The sequence below is a fragment of the Pantoea sp. CTOTU50773 genome (genome assembly GCF_032082325.1).
In the GTDB taxonomy this organism is placed as follows: Bacteria; Pseudomonadota; Gammaproteobacteria; order Enterobacterales; family Enterobacteriaceae; genus Pantoea; species Pantoea communis.
On record NZ_DAMDQC010000043.1, the window covers coordinates 11,184 to 31,236 of the forward strand.

Annotated in this window: 20 protein-coding genes; 11 read left to right on the forward strand and 9 right to left on the reverse strand. The window is 54.6% G+C overall.

Going from position 1 to position 20,053, the window contains the following annotated elements:
• Positions 1-80: 80 nt before the first annotated feature.
• Both RT340_RS09265 and RT340_RS09270 read left to right on the forward strand, forming a co-directional pair.
• A complete protein-coding gene (locus tag RT340_RS09265; RefSeq protein WP_211727950.1) occupies positions 81-1,502 on the forward strand; it encodes a M20 family metallopeptidase in 1,422 nt (473 codons plus the stop codon).
• Positions 1,499-2,773, forward strand: coding sequence for an MFS transporter (locus tag RT340_RS09270; RefSeq protein WP_097117078.1), 1,275 nt, complete (start codon positions 1,499-1,501; stop codon positions 2,771-2,773). The genes RT340_RS09265 and RT340_RS09270 overlap by 4 nt, the downstream gene beginning before the upstream one ends.
• A gap of 163 nt (positions 2,774-2,936) precedes the next feature.
• Here the strand turns inward: RT340_RS09270 and aldA are convergent, their stop codons facing one another.
• From aldA to RT340_RS09285, 3 genes are all read right to left on the reverse strand, one after another.
• Positions 2,937-4,373 carry an aldehyde dehydrogenase gene (gene aldA / locus RT340_RS09275; protein ID WP_313375523.1) on the reverse strand — a complete coding sequence of 479 codons (1,437 nt, stop codon included), beginning with the start codon at positions 4,371-4,373 and terminating at the stop codon, positions 2,937-2,939.
• A gap of 198 nt (positions 4,374-4,571) precedes the next feature.
• The gene (locus tag RT340_RS09280; protein WP_313375525.1) at positions 4,572-4,670 is read right to left on the reverse strand and encodes a YoaK family small membrane protein; all 99 of its coding nucleotides are present in this window, start codon (positions 4,668-4,670) and stop codon (positions 4,572-4,574) included.
• Positions 4,671-4,684: 14 nt separating this feature from the next.
• Positions 4,685-5,008, reverse strand: coding sequence for a hypothetical protein (locus RT340_RS09285; protein WP_097117080.1), 324 nt, complete (start codon positions 5,006-5,008; stop codon positions 4,685-4,687).
• A 366-nt stretch (positions 5,009-5,374) separates the two neighbouring features.
• On the opposite strand from RT340_RS09285, the gene rhaT reads away from it, so the two are divergent.
• Positions 5,375-6,412 carry an L-rhamnose/proton symporter RhaT gene (rhaT, locus tag RT340_RS09290; RefSeq protein ID WP_097117081.1) on the forward strand — a complete coding sequence of 346 codons (1,038 nt, stop codon included), beginning with the start codon at positions 5,375-5,377 and terminating at the stop codon, positions 6,410-6,412.
• 44 nt (positions 6,413-6,456) lie between these two features.
• Here the strand turns inward: rhaT and rhaR are convergent, their stop codons facing one another.
• Together rhaR and rhaS are read right to left on the reverse strand one after the other, a co-directional pair.
• Positions 6,457-7,323: an HTH-type transcriptional activator RhaR gene (gene rhaR / locus RT340_RS09295; protein WP_160832962.1), complete on the reverse strand. Its 867-nt coding sequence runs from the start codon at positions 7,321-7,323 to the stop codon at positions 6,457-6,459.
• A 14-nt stretch (positions 7,324-7,337) separates the two neighbouring features.
• Entirely contained in the window at positions 7,338-8,159 is an 822-nt protein-coding gene (gene rhaS / locus RT340_RS09300; RefSeq protein ID WP_097117082.1) for an HTH-type transcriptional activator RhaS, read from the reverse strand.
• A 289-nt stretch (positions 8,160-8,448) separates the two neighbouring features.
• On the opposite strand from rhaS, the gene rhaB reads away from it, so the two are divergent.
• From rhaB to rhaM, 4 genes are read left to right on the forward strand one after another with little or no spacing between them, the layout of a single operon-like run.
• The gene (rhaB, locus tag RT340_RS09305; RefSeq protein ID WP_211727948.1) at positions 8,449-9,930 is read left to right on the forward strand and encodes a rhamnulokinase; all 1,482 of its coding nucleotides are present in this window, start codon (positions 8,449-8,451) and stop codon (positions 9,928-9,930) included.
• Positions 9,914-11,170, forward strand: coding sequence for an L-rhamnose isomerase (locus RT340_RS09310; protein WP_211727947.1), 1,257 nt, complete (start codon positions 9,914-9,916; stop codon positions 11,168-11,170). Before rhaB ends, RT340_RS09310 begins: the two co-directional genes overlap by 17 nt.
• Before the next feature lie 10 nt (positions 11,171-11,180).
• Positions 11,181-12,023: a rhamnulose-1-phosphate aldolase gene (gene rhaD / locus RT340_RS09315; protein ID WP_313375529.1), complete on the forward strand. Its 843-nt coding sequence runs from the start codon at positions 11,181-11,183 to the stop codon at positions 12,021-12,023.
• Positions 12,013-12,327, forward strand: coding sequence for an L-rhamnose mutarotase (gene rhaM / locus RT340_RS09320; protein WP_097117086.1), 315 nt, complete (start codon positions 12,013-12,015; stop codon positions 12,325-12,327). Before rhaD ends, rhaM begins: the two co-directional genes overlap by 11 nt.
• 86 nt (positions 12,328-12,413) lie before the next feature.
• On the opposite strand, the gene RT340_RS09325 is transcribed toward rhaM, so the two are convergent.
• Complete coding sequence (locus tag RT340_RS09325) at positions 12,414-13,067, reverse strand: TetR/AcrR family transcriptional regulator (RefSeq protein ID WP_313375533.1); 654 nt, start codon at positions 13,065-13,067, stop codon at positions 12,414-12,416.
• Positions 13,068-13,361: 294 nt separating this feature from the next.
• Here RT340_RS09325 and bhsA point away from each other — a divergent pair, with 294 nt between their 5' ends.
• The gene (gene bhsA / locus RT340_RS09330) at positions 13,362-13,619 is read left to right on the forward strand and encodes a multiple stress resistance protein BhsA (protein ID WP_034831180.1); all 258 of its coding nucleotides are present in this window, start codon (positions 13,362-13,364) and stop codon (positions 13,617-13,619) included.
• A 61-nt stretch (positions 13,620-13,680) separates the two neighbouring features.
• Here the strand turns inward: bhsA and RT340_RS09335 are convergent, their stop codons facing one another.
• The 3 genes from RT340_RS09335 to RT340_RS09345 form a co-directional block, all read right to left on the reverse strand.
• Positions 13,681-14,865, reverse strand: coding sequence for a sugar transporter (locus RT340_RS09335; protein WP_313375534.1), 1,185 nt, complete (start codon positions 14,863-14,865; stop codon positions 13,681-13,683).
• Between the two features lie 341 nt (positions 14,866-15,206).
• Positions 15,207-15,464, reverse strand: coding sequence for a hypothetical protein (locus RT340_RS09340; RefSeq protein ID WP_034831174.1), 258 nt, complete (start codon positions 15,462-15,464; stop codon positions 15,207-15,209).
• 167 nt (positions 15,465-15,631) lie between these two features.
• Positions 15,632-16,888, reverse strand: a complete 1,257-nt coding sequence (locus RT340_RS09345; protein ID WP_313375535.1) for an MFS transporter — start codon at positions 16,886-16,888, stop codon at positions 15,632-15,634.
• A 94-nt stretch (positions 16,889-16,982) separates the two neighbouring features.
• Between RT340_RS09345 and RT340_RS09350 the strand changes: the two genes are divergently transcribed.
• The 3 genes from RT340_RS09350 (at position 16,983) to bioD (ending at position 20,039) form a co-directional block, all read left to right on the forward strand.
• The gene (locus tag RT340_RS09350; RefSeq protein ID WP_097117090.1) at positions 16,983-17,879 is read left to right on the forward strand and encodes a LysR family transcriptional regulator; all 897 of its coding nucleotides are present in this window, start codon (positions 16,983-16,985) and stop codon (positions 17,877-17,879) included.
• A 135-nt stretch (positions 17,880-18,014) separates the two neighbouring features.
• Positions 18,015-19,232, forward strand: a complete 1,218-nt coding sequence (locus RT340_RS09355) for an ROK family protein (RefSeq protein ID WP_313375536.1) — start codon at positions 18,015-18,017, stop codon at positions 19,230-19,232.
• Between the two features lie 105 nt (positions 19,233-19,337).
• Positions 19,338-20,039: a dethiobiotin synthase gene (gene bioD / locus RT340_RS09360; protein ID WP_313375537.1), complete on the forward strand. Its 702-nt coding sequence runs from the start codon at positions 19,338-19,340 to the stop codon at positions 20,037-20,039.
• Positions 20,040-20,053: the final 14 nt, after the last annotated feature.

The window sequence follows — 20,053 nt, forward strand, 5'->3', positions numbered from 1 at the left end:
CTCGATAAATTGATAATTGTGGCAAAGCAAGGTTTCCGCAAAGATGACAAAACCAAAATACCAATAAAAGACATGCAAACATGACAGCTAAAGAAGCGGTACAACAAGCCACCGCCTGGTTCGACAGCGGGGAGTTTCAGGAAACACTGGCCCGACGCGTGGCACAGCGCACCGAAAGCCAGCGCCAGGATCGCGACAACGAATTACAGCATTACTTACAGGATGAAATTGGCCCTCAGCTGATCGCACTGGGGTTTACGCTGCACTTTATCGATAACCCTGAAGCCGCTCATCGCCCCTTCCTGGTGGCGGTGCGCATCGAAGATCCGTCTCTGCCGACCTTGCTGAGCTACGGCCATGGCGATGTGGTGTTCGGCGATGACGAAAACTGGCGCGAAGGCCTATCGCCGTGGCAGTTGGTGGAAGAAGGCGATCGCTGGTACGCACGCGGCAGCGCGGATAACAAAGGCCAGCACTGCGTTAACCTTGCTGCGCTGGAGCAGGTATTTAAAGCACGTGGTGGACGACTCGGATTCAACTGCAAAATGCTGTTTGAGATGGGTGAGGAGATCAGCTCTCCGGGTCTGGCTCAGCTGTGCCAGCATCATGCTGAACTGCTTAAAGCCGATCTGTTTATCGCTTCTGACGGCCCGCGTCTCAATGCGGTGCGCCCAACCCTGTTCCTTGGCTCCCGGGGTGCGGTCAACTTCCGTCTCACCGTCACCGCGCGTGACAACGCCTATCACTCAGGTAACTGGGGCGGCTTATTGACCAATCCGGGTACTCAACTCGCCAACGCCATTGCTTGTCTGGTGAACGAAAGGGGCGTGCTGCAGGTTGATGCGCTGAAACCTGACTCTCTCACTCAGCAAGTGCGCGACATCCTCAGCGACATCGAAGTGGGCGGGATGCCAGGCGATCCAGAGATTGATCCCACCTGGGGCGAGCCGACGCTTTCTCCGACAGAAAGACTCTACGGCTGGAATACACTGGAAGTCCTCGCGTTCCTGACCGGCAATCCTGCGCGTCCGATGAATGCCATTCCCGGTGAAGCCACGGCGGTGTGCCAGTTGCGCTTTGTGGTCGGTACCGATTGGGAAAACCTGGCTCAGCATGTGAGCGAGCACCTGGCGCAGCACGGTTTTGGCTACGTAAAAGTGGAGTTTATGCGCGGCTCACCGGCGACGCGACTCGATCCTACCGATCCGCTGGTGGATTGGGTGCTGGCGAGCATGGCAGAGACCAGCGGCAAAAAACCGGCGCTGCTGCCGAATCTGGGCGGTTCACTGCCCAACGAAGTGTTCTCAGACATTCTCGGCCTGCCAACCTTGTGGGTGCCGCACTCCTACCCGGCCTGCGGTCAGCATGGCGTCAACGAACATATGCTGAAGTCGATTGCGCGTGAAGGTCTGCAAATTATGACCCGACTGCTGTGGGATTTGGGCGAGCAGGGCAGCGAACTGGTGGCTAAACACCGTCTGCACGCAGGAGGTGCTGCATGAGTACGCTTAACACGGCTGCCCCATTGAGCAGCACCAAACCAAATCTGCACAAAACGCTGTTTGCCACCTGTATCGGTAATGCACTGGAGTGGTTTGATATTGCGGTGTACGGCTTCTTTGCCAGCTACATTGCCCATGCGTTCTTCCCCACCAGCGATCCCTCGGTCTCTTTGCTGCTGACCTTTGGTAGCTTCGGCGTCTCCTTCCTGATTCGTCCGTTAGGCGCGATTGTGCTGGGTAACTATGCCGACCGCCACGGGCGTAAAAAGGCGCTGCTGCTATCCATTAACCTGATGATGCTGGGCGGCGCGGTGATCACCTTTATGCCGAGCTACGGCACTATTGGTTTGATTGCGCCGTTGCTGATTCTGCTGGCGCGTTTGGTACAGGGCTTCTCAGCGGGTGGCGAATTCGGTAGCTCAACGGCGTTTCTGGTCGAGCATTTCCCGGAGCGCAGGGCGTTTATCGCCAGCTGGCAGTTTGCCACGCAAGGCGCGAGTACGCTGCTGGCCTCGGCGTTTGGATTGGGGTTGACGCAGATCCTCACGGAGAGCCAGATTCAGGATTGGGGATGGCGTATCCCGTTTGCCTTCGGTCTGCTGATTGGTCCGTTGGGGATCTACATCCGCCGCCATGTGCATGAGCCTGCCAGTTTTGAAGCGCAAGCGCCGGAGGCCGCACCGTTGAAACGTCTGTTCGGGCGTCAGAAGGAGCTGATGCTGCTGGCGATTGGCCTGATGGTGATCTCCACCGCAGTAAACTACATGCTCAACTACGTGCCAACTTACGCCACCAAAAACCTGCATCTGCCAGGTTCCGCCGCGTTCACTGCGACCTTGCTGGCAGGGGTGATCCTGACGGTGGTGACGCCGCTGATGGGCTTACTGGCGGAGCGTGTTGGCCGCGTGCCGTTGATGTGGGGCTCGCTGATCCTGTTGATCATCACTATCTATCCAGCGTTTAAGCTGGTGGTGAATCACACCACGCCGACCACCTTGATTATTCTGGTGTGCTGGATGGCGTTGCTGAAATCAATCTATTTCTCGACGGTACCGTCGGTGATGGCCGACTTGTTCCCAATTGGTACTCGCGCCAGTGGGATGGCGATCAGCTATAACGTCGCGGTGACGGTGTTTGGTGGTTTTGCACCGCTGATTTGTACGCTGCTGATCACTGCCACCGGCACCAGCCTGGCACCCGGTTATTACCTGATGGCGATGTCGGTACTAAGTGGATTAGCCTTGCTACGCAGCCAGAAGCGTATCGCTTAAAAGCGGTTGAGCGGATTAGTTTGCCCCCCTATCTAAAGGCGAAGAGCTTAGGCATACCGGAGCTGCGCATTCCATTGCGCAGCCTGAAGAAATGCGCCAGTTATGGCGCGACTTCACCTCATGACGATACCTGGCTGGTAACCTATTCGGCCAGGTATTTCACTCAGGAGAACTGCAAATACGCCACGTGGGTCTGCAGATACTCTTCCAGTCCGTGACGTCCATCCGCACCACCAATACCCGATTTGCGCCAGCCTGCATGGAACCCTTGCATCGCCTCGAAGTTCTCGCGGTTGATGTAGGTCTCACCAAACTTCAACTGACGCAGCGCAATCATCGCCGTGTTCAGATTTTGCGTGTAAATCGAAGAGGTCAGGCCATATTCACAATCGTTAGCCAGCGCGACGGCTTCATCAAGGGTTTTAAAGGTCATCACTGGTAATACCGGACCAAAGATCTCTTCACGCATGATCTCCATCTCCTGACGCACACCGGTAATAATCGTCGGTTCGAAGTAGAACCCTTTATCACCGGCGCGTTTGCCGCCCAGCACTACTTTTCCGCCTTCAGACACTGCTTTGGCGACTTTCTGCTCCACGCGTTCCAGCGCGGCGGCGGTGATCAGCGGGCCCATGTCGATATCGGTTTGTTCGGCCGGATTGCCAAACTTCACCTGCTTCATTGCGGCAGTCAGAGCGGTGATAAAGCGATCATAAATGCCTTCCTGGACATACACGCGTTCCGCACAGTTGCACACCTGTCCGGTGTTGATCACGCGTGAGCTGACAATCGCCTTCACAGCGAGATCCAGGTCTGCATCATCCATGACAATCGCGGGGGCTTTGCCGCCGAGTTCCAGCGACACCTTGGTGACATTTTTCGCTGCGGATTGCATGGTGGCAATGCCCGCGCCGACGCTGCCGGTCAGGCTCACCAAACCGACTTTCGGGTTCGCCGCCAGCTCCTGACCGACTTCAGGACCATAACCAAACACAAAGTTGATCACGCCCTTCGGCAGGCCAATCTCATGCACAATCTGCGCGAAAATCGCCGCGTTGTTAGGGGTGAGCTCACTGGGTTTGATGGCAATAGTGTTGCCGGTAATCAGCGCCGGAGCGGCTTTACGCGCAATCAGGAAGAAGGGGAAATTCCACGGCAGGATACCGGTGGTGACACCGATGGCTTTCTTAAATACAAAGATATTTTCATTTGGGCGATCGCTATTGACGATTTCACCTTCATAACGACGCGCCCATTCGGCCATGTAATCCAGATAATCGGCAGTGAAAAGCACTTCAGTTTGCGCCAGCCCCTGCGTTTTACCGCCTTCCGCCACAATCGTGGACGTCAATTCGGGTTCACGCTGGCGGATACCGGCGGCAATTTTACGCAACCAGTTGCCGCGTTCTACTGCGGGCAACGCTTCCCAGCCGGGTTGTGCAGTTTCTGCTGCCGCAATTGCCTGTGCTGCATCTTGCTGAGTGCCTTGCGGCACGCGAGACAGCAGCGCTTCAGTCGCCGGATTGATGACCTCAATCCATTTATCGTTCTGATCGTTTACAAACGCGCCATTAATGTAATGTTGATGGTGTGTTGTCATCTGTAGGGTCTCCGCGATCGGTTTCGTTATCAGGGTGTGAATCGAGAGTGAAACAGATCAAGGTGTAGCACCTTTTTGTCAGTGCCAGAGCGGATGACGAGATGGCAGAGAAGGGAAGAACGGTACGACAGACGCAGCATTCCTGATGAAATGCCGCGTATTCAGCGTGTTAGCTAATCATCCTTTTCAGCAAAAATATCAGGGGCCCGGAACCGCCGCGCCGCTGGCGATAAACCAGGCGAGGAAACTGACGCCAGCAATGATGATGGCAATAGGGAAGAGCAGTCCGATTTTCATAATTATCCTGATCGTTAAGCGAGTTGAACAATGGCGCGATGGGTTTTCATCATACTGAACAGCTGGAATTGGCTGGCGTCATCCACCTCGCGCAGATGTTCGCCTTTCTGATACCGAATGCGGTGAACATGCCCGAGTTGACGCCACACCACGATGGCCGAAGCCAGCAGGGCGCAGTTCTCTTCGCTCTGGATGCAGTCAAGTGTGGCGTAACGTTCTTCATCCAATCCATTAATGAACACGTTTAACGCCTGGGGCGGCACAATGGCGCGGATATCATCCAGCATCACGCGGCTCACCTGCTGCGACAACAGCAGCGTCAACCTTTTGCTATTCATCTCATTCCTTCGTTGCGATGATTTTTCCAACGTTATACGGAGTTCGCCACGTCGGGGAAAGCTCATCGGGCGGCTTTGCGTGACTGCCATGTTAAACAGCAGGCTGGCAGTCAGTCAAAAACTGTGTCGATCAACACAACAAAAATAAAAAATATCCCCAATAATAAGTCACTTATAAAAATCAGTCAGAATGTTGCCTGCAAATGCGATTTTGTGATCCTCATGTTGAAGACCCGCCGAATTTTGCCAGCAGTGCGCGCTTTCCGGCAGCCATCCAAAGGCTGAAGAAAAGCTGCGCACCGTAGACTGCTGCTAATCGGGAAACTGTCGGTTTCCTGTGGGCCTCAACCTTACGAAGGAATAACAATGAACAGTGCCATTCTTGCCGGTATTTTATGGCATCTGGTGGGTGCCGCCAGTGCCGCATGTTTTTATGCTCCGTTTAAGCAGGTAAAAAAGTGGTCATGGGAAACAATGTGGTCAGTGGGCGGCGTGATGTCATGGCTGATTCTGCCATGGGCGGTCAGTGCCGTGCTGCTGCCCAACTTCTGGGCGTATTACGGTAGTTTTAGCTTCTCGCAGCTGCTGCCGGTGTTTCTGTTTGGTGCCATGTGGGGAGTCGGAAATATCAACTATGGCCTGACCATGCGTTATCTCGGCATGTCGATGGGCATTGGTATTGCCATCGGTATCACCCTCGTGGTGGGCACCCTGATGACGCCGCTGTTGCAGGGACGCTTTGTAGAGCTGTTCAGCTCGCCGGGCGGACGAATGACGTTGTTAGGCGTACTGGTGGCGTTGGTGGGTGTGGCGATCGTTTCACGTGCCGGTTTGTTGAAAGAGCGTGCACTCGGCATCAATGCAGAAGAGTTTAATCTGAAGAAAGGGCTGGTGCTGGCGGTACTGTGTGGCATCTTCTCCGCCGGGATGTCGTTCGCGATGGATGCGGCAAAACCGATGCATGAAGCGGCAGCCAATCTGGGTATCAACCCGCTGTACGTGGCATTGCCAAGTTATGTGGTGATCATGGGCGGCGGTGCGCTGGTTAACCTGGCCTATTGCTTTATCCGTCTGGCGATCAAACCTGAACTGTCGGTGCGCCGTGACTTCTCAGTGGCGAAACCGATGCTGATCGCTAACGTGGCCTTCGCCGTGCTCGGCGGCACCATGTGGTATCTGCAGTTCTTCTTCTATGCCTGGGGCCACGCGAAAATCCCTCCGCAATACGACTTTGTCAGCTGGATGCTGCACATGAGCCTGTATGTGCTGTGCGGTGGTTTGGTGGGTCTGGTGCTGAAAGAGTGGAAAGCGGTGGGGCAGCGTCCGGTTCGCGTGCTGTCGCTGGGTTGCGTGGTGATCATCATTGCCGCCAACATCGTCGGATTGGGCATGGCCAACGGCTAATGAATTGGCCGCTTTAGAACAAGCCTGACGCGCGGCAAGGTGCGTCAGGCTTTTATTTTGTCGCTCAGTGAGGCGTGCTGAGGAAGAAAACGCTGGCGCCAGGCGCTGGGTGTCAAACCGGTATCCCGCGTAAACACCACCGAGAAGTAATTGCTGTCATCAAAGCCGCAGCGAGCGGCCACTTCACTGATTAAACAATCCTGCGTGCGTAACAAATATTTTGCCTGGCACAGTTGCAGCTGCCGTAAATAGTGGCCCACCGTCATGCCGGTTTGCTGACGAAACAGCTGCTTCAGTGCACGCTCATTTAATTCATTTTGCTGGCAAAAATGGGCCAGGTCGAATGGGCGGTGCAGTGCACCCTGTAAGGCAGACATCAGTAAATCAAGCTGTTCACCCTCCGGCAGCGCCCATGGACGGTCGGCGGCATAACCATGCCGACGCAAGATCAGTGCCAGCTGCAGAAACAGGGCTTCAGAGAGCTGGATCGACAACGAATCGCTTTTACGGCTCTCCCGCTCCAGCTGGCTGATCACGCCACGCGCCAGCGCCATGCCGCGCGTGGTTAAGCGCCAGCAGCTGGGTGCATCATCGTCCTGCGGGGGCAGCAGTTGGCTCCAGTCCAGACTCAGACGAAAGCGATCGCGGCAGTAAAGAATGTTATCCAGCGCCAAATCGTTGACGCTGTCATAACTGTGGCAATCATTGTCGCGGATATAGAACACATCGCCGCAGGTAATCAACCACGGGCGTTCGTTGAGCACGTGCAAGCCGTTGCCGCGCCAGACGATCACAATTTCACTGAATTCATGACGATGCGGGGGGAAGGAGGGTTGAGGCATGCGTTCGGCCACCGCAATCGGCAAATTGGTGGCCGGGAAATAGTCTTCGCGCGTCAAAATCAGCGACATGGGAACCACTCCAGTTACATCATCTGCTGGCGCTCCGCTCGGGGCGCGCAGCCAAATTCCCGCCGAAACAGCGTGGAGAAGTGGTTGCTGTCACCAAATCCGCACTGATAGGCGATGTCCGTTATGCGCATATCACTATGGCGCAGTAGATGCCGGGCCTGCAATAAGCGCAGACGATTCAGGTAGCGCTGCGGCGTATTGCCGGTTTGCTGCTTCATCTGGCGATGCAGGGTGCGCAGCGAAAGCGAGAAGCGATCGGCCAGCGCATCCCATTCAATATCTTCACTGTAGTGCTCATTGAGCCAGTCAAGCAACCGATGCAGACGCGCTTCCTGATCCTGCGCCTGATCGTTGTGACCCGCCTCGCGCAGCAGCACCAGCAGTTGCAAAAACAGCTGCTCCTGATGCGCCTGTCGCTCCAGCGACCAGACCTCCTGCTGTTTCATCTGCGTCACAATCTGCAGCGCCTGCGCCATCACCTTGTGATTGATACGCCAGTGCGACAGATAGTTGCCGTTTTCATCACCGGGCAGCAATGACTGTAAACCAGAGAGAAAACGAAACGCTGCCGGGCTGCGGTACAGCACATTGGTCAGGCACAAATTCTCGGTTTGTTCATACAGATGGCGATCGTGATCGCGTACAAAGCACACGCAACCGGCGCACAGGGTCTGCGGCTGGCCGTTAAACACGTGAATACCGGAACCTTGCTCAACCAGCACGATTTCGTGGAAATCATGATGATGCTCGGGAAAGGCCTGCTGAGGCACGCGCGGCTCAATAGCAATCGCGTAGTTTCCTTCCGGAAAGAAATCAGCACTGTGCAGAACGGTCATGATGCGCCTCTCGATTAACAATTTTGTAACCGAGTCTACGCAGGCGCTGTGCACCTTACCTTGAAATTTAAACCGCACAGCGCAGGAAAATGGCGAATTATTCAAGATCGGCCAAGTGATTGATGGAATTGCGGTAAAGCTCACAACTCTGTTGTTCCCCGGTTCTGTGAGCTTTCTCACGATCATCTTTGCCAGCCTGCCATCGACTATCACGCGCTGGCAGTAAGGGGAAGGTGGCAAAGCGCCAGTATTCATACGCTAAAGCCATCTCATCACAGGAAGAAACGCCATGAGTATGCGTAACATTGTTGCCATTGATTTAGGCGCATCCAGCGGGCGCGTGATGCTCGCACAATGGACCTCTGCTAACCAGCGCATCACCCTGCGTGAAGTGTGTCGTTTTGCCAACCAACGTGTTCGTCGCGCTGGTTATGACTGCTGGGATCTCGACAGTCTGGAGCAGGCGATTCGCGCAGGGCTGGCGCAGTTAGATGATGAGGGCATCGTGCCGGACAGCATCGGCATTGATACCTGGGGCGTGGATCTGGTGCTGCTGGATGCCAACGGCGATCGGGTGGGCGAAACGGTCAGTTATCGTGATTCGCGCACCGATGGCGTGATGGCACAAGCGATCAATGAGCTGGGTAAAGCCGCGATTTACCAGCGCACGGGCATCCAGTTTCTGCCCTTCAATACCCTTTATCAGCTGCGTGCGTTGCACCAGCAACAACCGGGCTGGCAGGCACAGGTCAAACATGCGCTGATGATCCCGGATTATCTGCATTACCGTCTGACCGGCAATATGAACTGGGAGTACACCAACGCCACCACCACGCAGCTGCTCAACATTGACACCGGCGAGTGGGATCGCGAGTTGCTGGCGTGGGCGGGGATTGATGCCGACTGGTTTGGCAAACCGACTGCGCCGGGCAACACCGTGGGCAACTGGGTTAACGCCAGTGGTAAAAAGATCCCGGTGGTGGCCGTCGCCACCCACGATACCGCCAGCGCGGTATTGGCCACGCCGCTGATGCAGGATGATGCCGCTTATCTCAGTTCTGGCACCTGGTCGTTAATGGGCATAGAAAGTCTGCAACCCTGCGTCAACCGCACGTCGCTCGACGCCAATATCACCAACGAAGGTGGCGCGGAAGGCTATCGGGTGTTGAAGAACATCATGGGACTGTGGCTATTACAGCGCGTATGCAGCGAATTGCACATCTCAGATCTCTGCGCATTGATTGACGAAGCAAAAAATGAATCCGCCTGTCGTGCCCTGATCAATCCTAATCATACGCGTTTTATTAATCCCGCCAGCATGGTGCAGGAGATTCAGGATGCCTGCGCTGAGCAGCATATGCCGATTCCACAAAGCCCTGCAGCGCTGGCACGCACCATTTTCGACAGCCTGGCGCTGCTGTATCGCCAGGTGATAGGCGAACTGGGCAACCTGCGCGGAACCGCGATTCGCCAGTTACATGTGGTCGGCGGCGGCAGTCAGAACCCATTACTGAACCAACTCTGTGCCGATGCCTGCGAAATGCCCGTACTGGCCGGCCCCATTGAAGCCTCAACGCTGGGTAATGTCGGCTGCCAGCTGATGGCGTTGGGTGAACTGCGTGATGTGGCCGAATTGCGTCGCTGCATCGATAAAAATTTCCCGTTAGAAACGTTTGCACCTCAGAACGCCAGCATCTTTGCTGCCCACCAGGCACGCTTTGCGGCACTGAGCCAACCTGCTAAGGAACTTGCATATGACAAAGCTGATTGAACAAGCCTTTGAACTGGCGAAACAACGCTACGCGGCGTTGGGTATTGATGTGGACCAGGTAATGACCCAACTGGATGGCATCCCGGTGTCGATGCACTGCTGGCAGGGGGATGATGTTCGTGGCTTTGAAAACCCGAATGGCGAACTGACGGGCGGTATTCAGGCCACCGGCAATTATCCGGGACGCGCTCGCAACGCGGATGAGCTGCGTGCGGACATAGAAAAAGCCATGTCGCTGATCCCCGGCGCCAAACGCCTCAACCTCCACGCCATTTATCTGGACAGCGATTCGCCAGTTGAACGCGATGCCATTGAGCCGAAGCACTTTAGCGGCTGGGTAGAGTGGGCGAAATCCAACAAATTAGGACTGGATTTTAACCCCAGCTGCTTCTCACACCCGCTGAGCGCCGACGGCTTTACGCTTTCCCATGCTGATAAAGGGATTCGCCAGTTCTGGATCGACCACTGCAAAGCCAGCCGCCGTATTTCAGCGCACTTTGGTGAACAGCTGGGAACCCCATCGGTGATGAACATCTGGGTGCCTGATGGCATGAAAGATCTCACCATCGATCGTCTGGCACCGCGCGAGCGTCTGGCCAGCGCGCTGGATGAAGTCATCAGCGAGAAGCTCGACCCGCGTCATCATATCGATGCGGTGGAAAGCAAACTGTTTGGTATCGGCGCGGAGAGTTACACCGTGGGCTCCAACGAGTTTTGCCTCGGCTACGCCGCCAGCCGTCAAACGGCGCTGACGTTAGACGCCGGACATTTCCATCCTACCGAAGTGATCTCCGACAAGATTTCAACCGCCATGCTGTACGTGCCGCGCCTGCTGTTACATGTCAGCCGCCCGGTACGCTGGGATAGCGATCACGTGGTGCTGCTCGATGATGAAACGCAGGCCATCGCCACTGAGATCGCCCGCCACAAACTGTTCGACAAAGTGCATATCGGCCTGGACTTCTTTGACGCCTCGATTAACCGCATCGCAGCCTGGGTGATTGGCACCCGCAACGCCAAAAAAGCGCTGCTGCGCGCACTGCTGGAACCCAGCGATCAGCTGCGAAAATGTGAGCAGGAAGGGGATTACACCGCGCGTCTGGCGCTGCTGGAAGAGCAGAAATCTCTGCCATGGCAGGCGGTCTGGGAAGCCTGGTGTCTGCGACATGATGTGCCCGCCGATGCCAGCTGGCTGAGCGAAGTGCGTCATTATGAACAACAAACATTGCGTCTACGATAAGGGATCTACCATGCAAAATATTCTCTCTTCTTCATTCGTTCAGAACATGGTGAAGGCGACCAGTGATATGTGGCTGAAAGGCTGGGATGAGCGCAATGGTGGCAATGTCAGCCTGCGTTTGCTGCCGGAGGAAGCGCAGGCCTGGTCAGCTGATTTTTATGCCGAACCGCGCTGTATTGAGTTAACCCAACCGGCGCCGGCGCTGGCCAACGATTGGTTCCTGGTCACCGGTTCTGGCAAATTCTTCCGTAACGTTCAACTTGATCCCGCCGACTGTCTGGCGCTGTTACAGGTGGACGACAAAGGGCTGTCGTACAAAATCCACTGGGGTCTGAGCAACGGCGGGTTGCCGACCTCGGAACTGGCGGCGCATTTCCAGTCGCATAGCGTGCGCAAGCAGGTTTCCAATGGGGCTGACCGCGTGATAATGCACTGCCATGCCACCAATTTTATGGCGTTGAGTTACGTAGTGAATCTGGATTCCGCCCGTTTCACGCGCTTGCTATGGGAAGGCAGCACCGAATGTCTGGTGGTGTTCCCGGATGGCGTCGGTATCCTGCCGTGGATGGTGCCGGGAACCGATCAGATTGGTCAAGCCACTGCCGATGCCATGGCATCACACAGCCTGGTGATGTGGCCGTTCCACGGCATTTTCGGTGCCGGTCCGAATCTGGATGAAACTTTTGGACTGATCGACACGGCCGAGAAGTCTTCAGAAGTGGTGGTCAAAGCCTTGTCGATGGGTGGGATTCGCCAGAGCATCACCACCGAACAGCTGGTGGCACTTGGAGAACGCTTCAGTGTGCAACCGTGGCAAGCGGCATTGGATGCGGAGCGCAGTGATGTTGCGTAAAGCCTTTGTGATGCAGGTGCATGCGCACTGTCATGATGAATATCTGCGTCGCCATTCACCGATCTGGCCTGAGCTGGAACAGACGTTGAAAACTCACGGTGCGCACAACTATGCGATTTGGCTGGATGCGGAGCGTAATTTGTTATTCGCCAGCGTGGAGATAGAGTCGGAAGCACGTTGGGAGGCGGTCGCGAACACGGAAGTGTGCCAGCGTTGGTGGGCATCGATGAAAGATTTGATGCCATCGAATGCGAACAATAGCCCGATCAGCCAGGTGTTAAAACCGATGTTTTTTATGCCTTAAGGATTTCAAACATTACACTTTGGTGCAAGTCAGGGGCGGCCTGGAGGTCGCACCTGACTGCAAAGTGATAAAACATCGTCAGCAGGCTATGACGCGTTCAACGCGCAGTAGCCTGCCAGAGCGGGCCAGATGGCCATCTGCGTATCGACTATTCCATCGAGATCGTCACGGCTTGCGCCTTCACGGGCGCGCACCGACATGCCCTGCAACACGCAGGCCAGATAGCTGGCCAACGTACCGCTGTTGGCACACTGCGGTAATTCACCGCGCTGCTGTCGAACATCCAAAAACTGTTTCAAGGCGTTTTCCTGCGCATGATGTTGCTTAGCCAGCATCTGTGCAATCTCGTCTGAGCCTGAAGAGAGCGCACTGGAGGTGCAGATAAAGAAACAGCCAGCGGGCTTATCGCACTCGGTAAAACAGGCTGCAGTAGCACGAAAATAGGCCTCAATCGCGGCTTTGACATCGAGTGTTTCATCCTTAAGCACCTGATTACGCTGCGCGCTGAAGGTATCGATGTAGCGCTGCATTGCTGCGCGGAACAAGCCTTCCTTATTCTCAAACTCCGCGTAAAGCGTCGGCGCTTTCGCCCCCGTCGCGTTCACCAAATCTGACAGCGAGGTGCCTTCATAACCGTGTGCCCAAAACAACATTAACGCTTTATCCAGCGCATCGTTGCGATCAAACACTTTGGGGCGACCACGCGTTTTGCGATTAAGCGTGTCGGTCATTTGCGTCATAGGGACACCTCACTGCATGAAGAACATGTGATTAAATTACCGATCGCTAACTAAATATGCAAGCGCAGCCGACATTCCCTCTCATTCACTTTGCCCGTTTGTGCTTTACCTGCGGCACAACACTCAAATCGATAAGTGAAAAAGGGCGCTAAAGCCCATAATCACGCCTCTTCTTAATAAAATAATGACCGTTAATAAAATGATTGACGAGATGCCCAGTTCGGCGCTAGCATTTAATTAACGGTTGTTAACTTAATTCAGCCGACCCCTATCATCTGCATAAGAGAGACGATCATGAAAAGCATCAAAATGGTATTAGCCGCAGTCGCACTGTCATCCATCGCATTTGGTAGCATGGCTGCTGAATTAGTGAATCAGGCACCATTGAACCAGCAGCAAATTGGTGTGGTCAGTGCATCAGGTAGCACTAACCTGACTTCACTGGAGAATCAGCTATCGGAGAAGGCGAGTGCTGCCGGAGCAAAGTCGTTCCGCATCACTTCGACCTCTGGCAACAACAAGCTAAATGGCACAGCGGTAATTTATAACTAATCACCAAAGCGCAAAGAATGGCGCAGGGGCGCACCGATGTGGGCCCCTGGTTATGAGCGGATTATCCGTTTGAACGGAGTTGCGGATACCGACGGAAGATGGCGATACACCAGAACAACGCAACCAGTCCAATTAACCCCCCCACGTTACCCACATCCGACATTTTCATATGCAGGCTGACCTGGTTCCCCAACAGGGCACCCGCACCAATCCCGATGTTATAAATACCTGAGAACAAGGACATCGCCACATCGGTGGCATCCGGTGCCAGTGACAGCACACGAACCTGCATCGCCAGGCCGATCATCATCATTGCCATGCCCCAGAAAATGCACAGCAGCGAAATGGCTGCAGGGCGCACGGCGGCAAACAGCAACAGCCCCATACTCAACGTGATGATGCCAATCGCGGCGAGTAACATCGCTGAGGGGAATTTGTTGCCCAGCGAACTGAACAGCACGCTGCCGATAATCCCGGCTGAACCGAACAGCAACAGCAGTAAGGTCGTGAAGTTCTCATCCGCATTCGCGACCACCTGCATAAAGGGTTCGATGTAGCTGTAAGCGGTGTAGTGCGCGGTGACCACCAGCGTCACCAGAATATACATTGCTACTAACGCCGGACGGCGGAACAGCATCGGTACGCTACTCAGTGAGCCTGTGTGCTCGCTCGGCAGATGTGGCAGTATCCGCACCAGCAAAATTAGCAGCACCAACGCTGACAAGCCGATCATGCCGAAAGTGGTGCGCCAGCCGAGGTATTGCCCAACGATTCGGCCAATGGGCACGCCCAACACCATCGCCAATGCCGTACCGGTTGCCAGCATACTCAACGCCTGGGTTTTTTTGCCAGCCGGAGCAACACGAATCGCGAGTGAAGCAGTAATCGACCAGAATACCGCGTGCGCCAGTGCGATGCCGATGCGCGAAATCACCAGCGAGGTGAAATCCCATGCCACGGACGAAAGCACATGGCTGGCGATAAACAGAATGAACAACACCGACAGCAGCAGACGGCGTTCTATATTCCGCGTCAGTAGCATTAACGGCAGGGATAACAGCGCAACGACCCATGCATAAATGGTCAGCATAATACCGACATCAGCGGTCTTCATGGCGTAGCTCGCCGCTATATCCGACAACAGGCCAACAGGTACAAATTCAGTGGTATTAAAGACAAAGGCGGCAATCGCCAGCAGCACAACGCGTAGCCAGGCTGTTTTACGTGAGACAGTAGTTGGTTGCATGGGGTTCAAATCGATCTGACAGCGAGTGAGGGGGCGAAACGAGCCCAGTTAAGTGACCTGCATCACAAATTGGGGCTATTGTGGAGCATTAATGAGCGGATGAAAACCATATAGACCGTTTTTATTCCTGAATATTTTTTATCGCTGAAGACCTGGTTAATAGCCTGGGGTTATTATCAATTCTTGCTTTTTGGTTAAGGGGTGAACGCAGGCAAGAACAATCAAAGCGTAGCGCTTTACGATTCCGTGATGAGGAAGTCGGCTGTTTCTGTATGAGAACGATGTGACAGCCGTACTTAACAACACGCCTTAAGCGCTACGCGATTGTCAGACCAGCATTATCAGAGTTGCACCATGTGTTTTAGCGCCACGCTATGCTGAGTGGTCAGGCTTTTTTTTACCGCCACCGGGCAACAATGCTCGCATCCCATCGCATTGGAATAGAATTTACGGGCTTGTTGAATGGCGGCCGTGGCGGTGTAGAAAGTCCCGAGAAAGCGCCGTGCACCATCGGAAGGGAGGAACGGGCAGCCTGTTGCATGTACCACATGGTTGTCGTTATAGCCTGCATGCTTATCGACGTAATAATAGAGTTGCATCTAACGTCCTCATTGCTGTGAAAAAAGAAAATCTAACTATTGTTGGAATAAAATGGATTATAGCGACGAATTGTCGTTTTGTTTTAAGTGGGACTATTTGAAAGCGCGATTCTGACGGCTTAAGCGAGAAGCGGGGCGCAGCGGCCCCGTCGTTTAGATGAAAGGTATTACAGTTTTCGGCACTGTAAACGCCAGCCAACGAACAAGGCCAGCAACAGCAACACACTGATGAACAGCGTCACGCCCGTCCAACCATAGCTGTGCCAGAACACACCGCCTAATGTGCCCGCCACGCTGGAACCCACGTAGTAGCTGAATAAATAAAGTGACGATGCCTGGCCTTTGGCGCGGCGTGCGCGTGGACCAATCCAACCGCTGGCAACGGAGTGCGCGGCAAAAAAGCCCGCTGTAAACAGCATCATGCCGGGCAGTATCAGCCAGAGTGAATCAAATGCGGTGAGCAACAACCCAGCCAGCATAATGGCGGTGGCGCCAATCATTACCGGACCACGGCCAAAGCGGCTGGTCATCGCGCCTGCTTTAGGAGAACTCCACGAGCCGGTCAGATAAACCACCGACAGCAGACCCACCACCGCCTGGCTTAGCGACCAGGGGGCGCTCAACAAACGGTAGCCAATGTAATTAAACAGCGTCACAAACGCGCCCATCAGCAGGAAACCTTCTGCAAACAGGAACGGCAAACCCTTGTCGCGCCAGTGCAGGCGGAAATTGATAAGTAAACTGCGCGGTCGCAACGAAGCGGGACGGAAATGACGTGATGCCGGCAGAATCTTCCAGAACATTAGTGCGCCTGCTAGCGAGAAGCAACCGATCACCCCAATGGCTACACGCCATGAGAAGAAATCGGTCAGCACCCCGGTGAGCAAGCGTCCGCTCATGCCGCCAATAGAATTGCCGCTGATGTACAGCCCCATCGAGAAGGCAATAACGCGGGGATGAATCTCTTCACTTAAATAAGTCATCCCGACCGCTGCCACACCGCTGAGAGACAACCCAATCAGTGCACGCAACATCAAAATGCCTTGCCAACTGGTCATGGTGGCCGAAATCAACGTGCAAATGGCGGCGAGCATTAAGGCAGTGACCATCACCGACTTACGCCCGATGGCATCGGATAGCGGGCCGGTTACCAGTAAGCCCAGCGCCATCAAACCCGTTGAGAGTGACAATGAAATACTGCTCTCAGCGGGAGAGACGCCAAACTGCTGTGACAGCACGGGCAGAATTGGCTGCACACAATACAGCAGCGCGAAGGTGGCCAATCCAGCGGAGAATAATGCCAGCGTGACGCGCATAAACTGCGGCGATCCACGTTCAATCCATTCGGAGGAGGCTACGGTTGAAGCAGGCTTAACGGACAACTCGTCTTCACGAATTGTCACTGCCTGGGAAGAGCGACTCACGGAATATCCTTAGATGAGAAACGGTCTGATTACTGTAGGAAAATGGGAATAGGTTGTACAATATATTAATAATCTCAAATGAGACGTTTAAAGTATGAATATTGAGTTGCGCCATCTGCGGTATTTCATCGCCGTTGCGGAAGAGCTGCACTTTGGCCGCGCGGCGCAGCGGCTGAATATTTCCCAACCGCCGCTCAGCCAACAGATTCAGCAGCTGGAGCAGGAGATTGGCGCACAGCTGTTTACCCGCACTAATCGCAGCGTGCAGATCACACCTGCCGGTCAGTTGTTTTTACAGGATGCGCGCGTCATTTTGCTGCAGGTTGAACAAGCCGCCAGTAGGGCTGCGCGTGTGCACAGTGGACAGGAAGGCGAGCTGCGTATTGGTTTCACCTCTTCCGCACCCTTCACCGGCCTGGTTTCGGACGCGCTGTATCAATTTCGTCAGCGTTGGCCGGAAGTGCATATTTCGATGCAGGAAAATAACACGCGTCAGCAGTTAGCACCGCTGCACGAAGGTCGGCTGGATTTGGGGGTGATGCGCAACACACCGTTGCCAAGCGATTTACAGCATCGGGTGCTGTTGCGCGAGCCGTTGTGCGCGCTGGTGCACTGGGCACATCCGCTAGCTGATGCCGAAACGATCTCTATTCAGGCACTGGCCAACGAGCCCTTCGTGTTTTTTGATCCACAGGGGGGGACCGCGCTGTACGGGGAAACACTGGCGCTGTTGCACCGTTATCAAATCAAACCGTTTATTACACAGGAAGTGGGCGAAGCGATGACGATTCTCGGTCTCGTTGCTACCGGATTAGGAGTGTCCATATTACCGGCTTCTTTCCGGCGTGCGCGACTGGCTGATGTGGTGTGGATTCCCCTGCAGGAGCACGATGCCATTTCTGAAGTCTGGCTGGTCTGGTCAGCCACGCGGCAACCCACTGCGCAAATGCACAATATGATGCAATTGATGATGCAGAATGCCGAAATTTAAATCGTCTGATGATCAATGGCCCGATCTTTATGTGCGATAAATCACATTTCTAATCAAATATTTGACGCTGCCTGCCAATCTGCATCACCATAGCTGCTGTTTATTTAGAAGCGCGAAAATATCCGGGAGCAGGGCGTGAATCTGGACAGTCAGCCTGGCCACATTGACCAAATAAAACAGACCAACGCAGGTGTGGTTTACCGACTGATTGACCTTTACGGCCCGATTTCGCGTATTGAGCTTTCTAAACGTGCCCAGCTGGCACCCGCCAGCATCACCAAAATTGTACGAGAAATGCTCGAAGCGCATCTGGTGCAGGAAACCGAGTTCCAGGTTCCAGGCAGCCGTGGCCGTCCGGCCATTGGTTTGATTCTTGATACCCTCGCCTGGCACTATCTTGCCATCCGTATTCAACCGGGACATATCACGTTAACGCTGCGCGATCTGAGCAGCCGTGCTTTGCAGGAAGATCGACTGCCACTGCCTGCCAGCGCTGACCAGCCGCTGCTGCAAACGCTGCAGCAAATGGTTAATGACTTCTTCGTCCGCCATCAGAACAAACTTGAGCGTCTTACCGCGATTGCCATCACCTTACCCGGTTTAATTAACGCGGCATCGGGTGTGGTGCATCGCATGCCGGGCTATGACGTGCAGGAAATGCCGTTAGGTGAAACACTTTCCTCGCTTACAGGGTTACCGGTATTTGTGCAACATGACATCTCCGCCTGGACGCTGGCCGAAGCGCTGTTCGGTGCTTCGCGCGGTGCGCAGGATGTTATTCAAATAGTGATTGATGAAACGGTTGGTGCGGGTGTGATCAGCGGGGGCCAGCTTTTGCACAAACGAGGTCGTGCGCTGGTAGAAATTGGGCATACGCAGATCGATCCTTACGGCCAGCAGTGTTACTGCGGTAATCATGGCTGTCTGGAAACCGTGGCCAGCACAGGCAGTTTATTGCAGCTGGCGGCCCAGCGTTTATCTTCGCAACCCGACAGTTTGCTGCATCGGGAACCGCTAACCATCGCCAGTTTATGCGCAGCCGCGCAGCAGGGCGATCGACTGGCGCGTGATGTGATTGCCGGTGTCGGCCACCACATTGGTCGCATGTTGGCAATGATGGTGAATATCTTCAATCCCCAACAAATCCTGATTGGTTCTCCGCTTAATCAAGCCGCTGAGGTGCTGTTTCCTGCCGTTAGCAGCACCATTCGTCAGCAGGCGTTACCCGCATACAGTCATGAGATCCAACTCGCCCCTACCAGCTTTAGCGATCCGGGCACTTTTGGTGCCGCCGCGCTGATCAAAGACTCACTTTATAGCGGCCATTTGCTGGTAAAACTGTTGCAAGGCTAATCACTGCTCGCCTTAAGTTTGCGCTAACGCAATCTGCCATCCGAGACATTTCCTTAAACTGCCTTCTTCGCAGGTTACACATCGCTTCAACGAAGGAGGAATAAGGTGAAAACAATCTTTGTCACCGGTACCGACACTGCGGTGGGTAAAACCGTCGTGTCACGCGCGCTTCTGCAGTGTTTCGCCAAAGCGGGTCTCTGTGCAGCAGGCTACAAACCTGTTGCTAAAAGTGCACAGCACACGCCAGACGGATTGCGTAATAAAGATGCTTTGCTGCTGCAGCAGGCATCGGGGCTTGAACTGCCTTACCAGGCGGTGAATCCCATCACCCTGGAAGAAGATGAAATCAGCACCAGCGCATCCGTGCGAATGGATTATCCGTTGCTGAGCCGCAGCCTTGAGCAGTTACAAAGCCGCGCCGCGCGGGTGGTGGTGGAGGGAACTGGCTGCTGGCGCAGTCTGATGAATGATCTGCAGCCGTTGTCAAGTTGGGTTCAACAGGAACAACTGCCGGTCGTCATGGTGGTGGGCATTAAGGAAGGTTGCATTAGTCATGCTTTACTGACCGCTGATGCCGTTGCTCGTGATGGGCTGTCTTTGGTGGGCTGGGTCGCCAACCGGATTAATCCAGGATTGGCTCATTACGCTGAAATCATTGATGTTCTGCGTGAAAAGCTAGGCGCACCGCTGCTGGGTGAGTTGCCTTATCTGCCGCGTGCCGAGCAGCGTGAGCTGAGTGGTTATCTGAACATTTCCCTGCTGGATGAGGCATTAATGCACGTTGATAGTGCACAACCTGCGACCTGATGAAACGAAGTGAT

What these genes read in the sequence shown, in the direction of transcription:
- RT340_RS09280 (WP_313375525.1), bottom strand. Translation starts at nt 4,670, where the DNA reads ATGAAAATCGGACTGCTCTTCCCTATTGCCATCATCATTGCTGGCGTC.
- RT340_RS09340 (WP_034831174.1), bottom strand. Translation starts at nt 15,464, where the DNA reads ATGCAACTCTATTATTACGTCGATAAGCATGCAGGCTATAACGACAAC.
- RT340_RS09310 (WP_211727947.1), top strand. Translation starts at nt 9,914, where the DNA reads ATGACAAAGCTGATTGAACAAGCCTTTGAACTGGCGAAACAACGCTAC.
- RT340_RS09285 (WP_097117080.1), bottom strand. Translation starts at nt 5,008, where the DNA reads ATGAATAGCAAAAGGTTGACGCTGCTGTTGTCGCAGCAGGTGAGCCGC.
- rhaB (WP_211727948.1), top strand. Translation starts at nt 8,449, where the DNA reads ATGAGTATGCGTAACATTGTTGCCATTGATTTAGGCGCATCCAGCGGG.
- bhsA (WP_034831180.1), top strand. Translation starts at nt 13,362, where the DNA reads ATGAAAAGCATCAAAATGGTATTAGCCGCAGTCGCACTGTCATCCATC.
- RT340_RS09270 (WP_097117078.1), top strand. Translation starts at nt 1,499, where the DNA reads ATGAGTACGCTTAACACGGCTGCCCCATTGAGCAGCACCAAACCAAAT.
- rhaD (WP_313375529.1), top strand. Translation starts at nt 11,181, where the DNA reads ATGCAAAATATTCTCTCTTCTTCATTCGTTCAGAACATGGTGAAGGCG.
- RT340_RS09265 (WP_211727950.1), top strand. Translation starts at nt 81, where the DNA reads ATGACAGCTAAAGAAGCGGTACAACAAGCCACCGCCTGGTTCGACAGC.
- RT340_RS09335 (WP_313375534.1), bottom strand. Translation starts at nt 14,865, where the DNA reads ATGCAACCAACTACTGTCTCACGTAAAACAGCCTGGCTACGCGTTGTG.
- aldA (WP_313375523.1), bottom strand. Translation starts at nt 4,373, where the DNA reads ATGACAACACACCATCAACATTACATTAATGGCGCGTTTGTAAACGAT.
- RT340_RS09325 (WP_313375533.1), bottom strand. Translation starts at nt 13,067, where the DNA reads ATGACGCAAATGACCGACACGCTTAATCGCAAAACGCGTGGTCGCCCC.
- RT340_RS09350 (WP_097117090.1), top strand. Translation starts at nt 16,983, where the DNA reads ATGAATATTGAGTTGCGCCATCTGCGGTATTTCATCGCCGTTGCGGAA.
- rhaR (WP_160832962.1), bottom strand. Translation starts at nt 7,323, where the DNA reads ATGTCGCTGATTTTGACGCGCGAAGACTATTTCCCGGCCACCAATTTG.
- rhaS (WP_097117082.1), bottom strand. Translation starts at nt 8,159, where the DNA reads ATGACCGTTCTGCACAGTGCTGATTTCTTTCCGGAAGGAAACTACGCG.
- rhaT (WP_097117081.1), top strand. Translation starts at nt 5,375, where the DNA reads ATGAACAGTGCCATTCTTGCCGGTATTTTATGGCATCTGGTGGGTGCC.
- rhaM (WP_097117086.1), top strand. Translation starts at nt 12,013, where the DNA reads ATGTTGCGTAAAGCCTTTGTGATGCAGGTGCATGCGCACTGTCATGAT.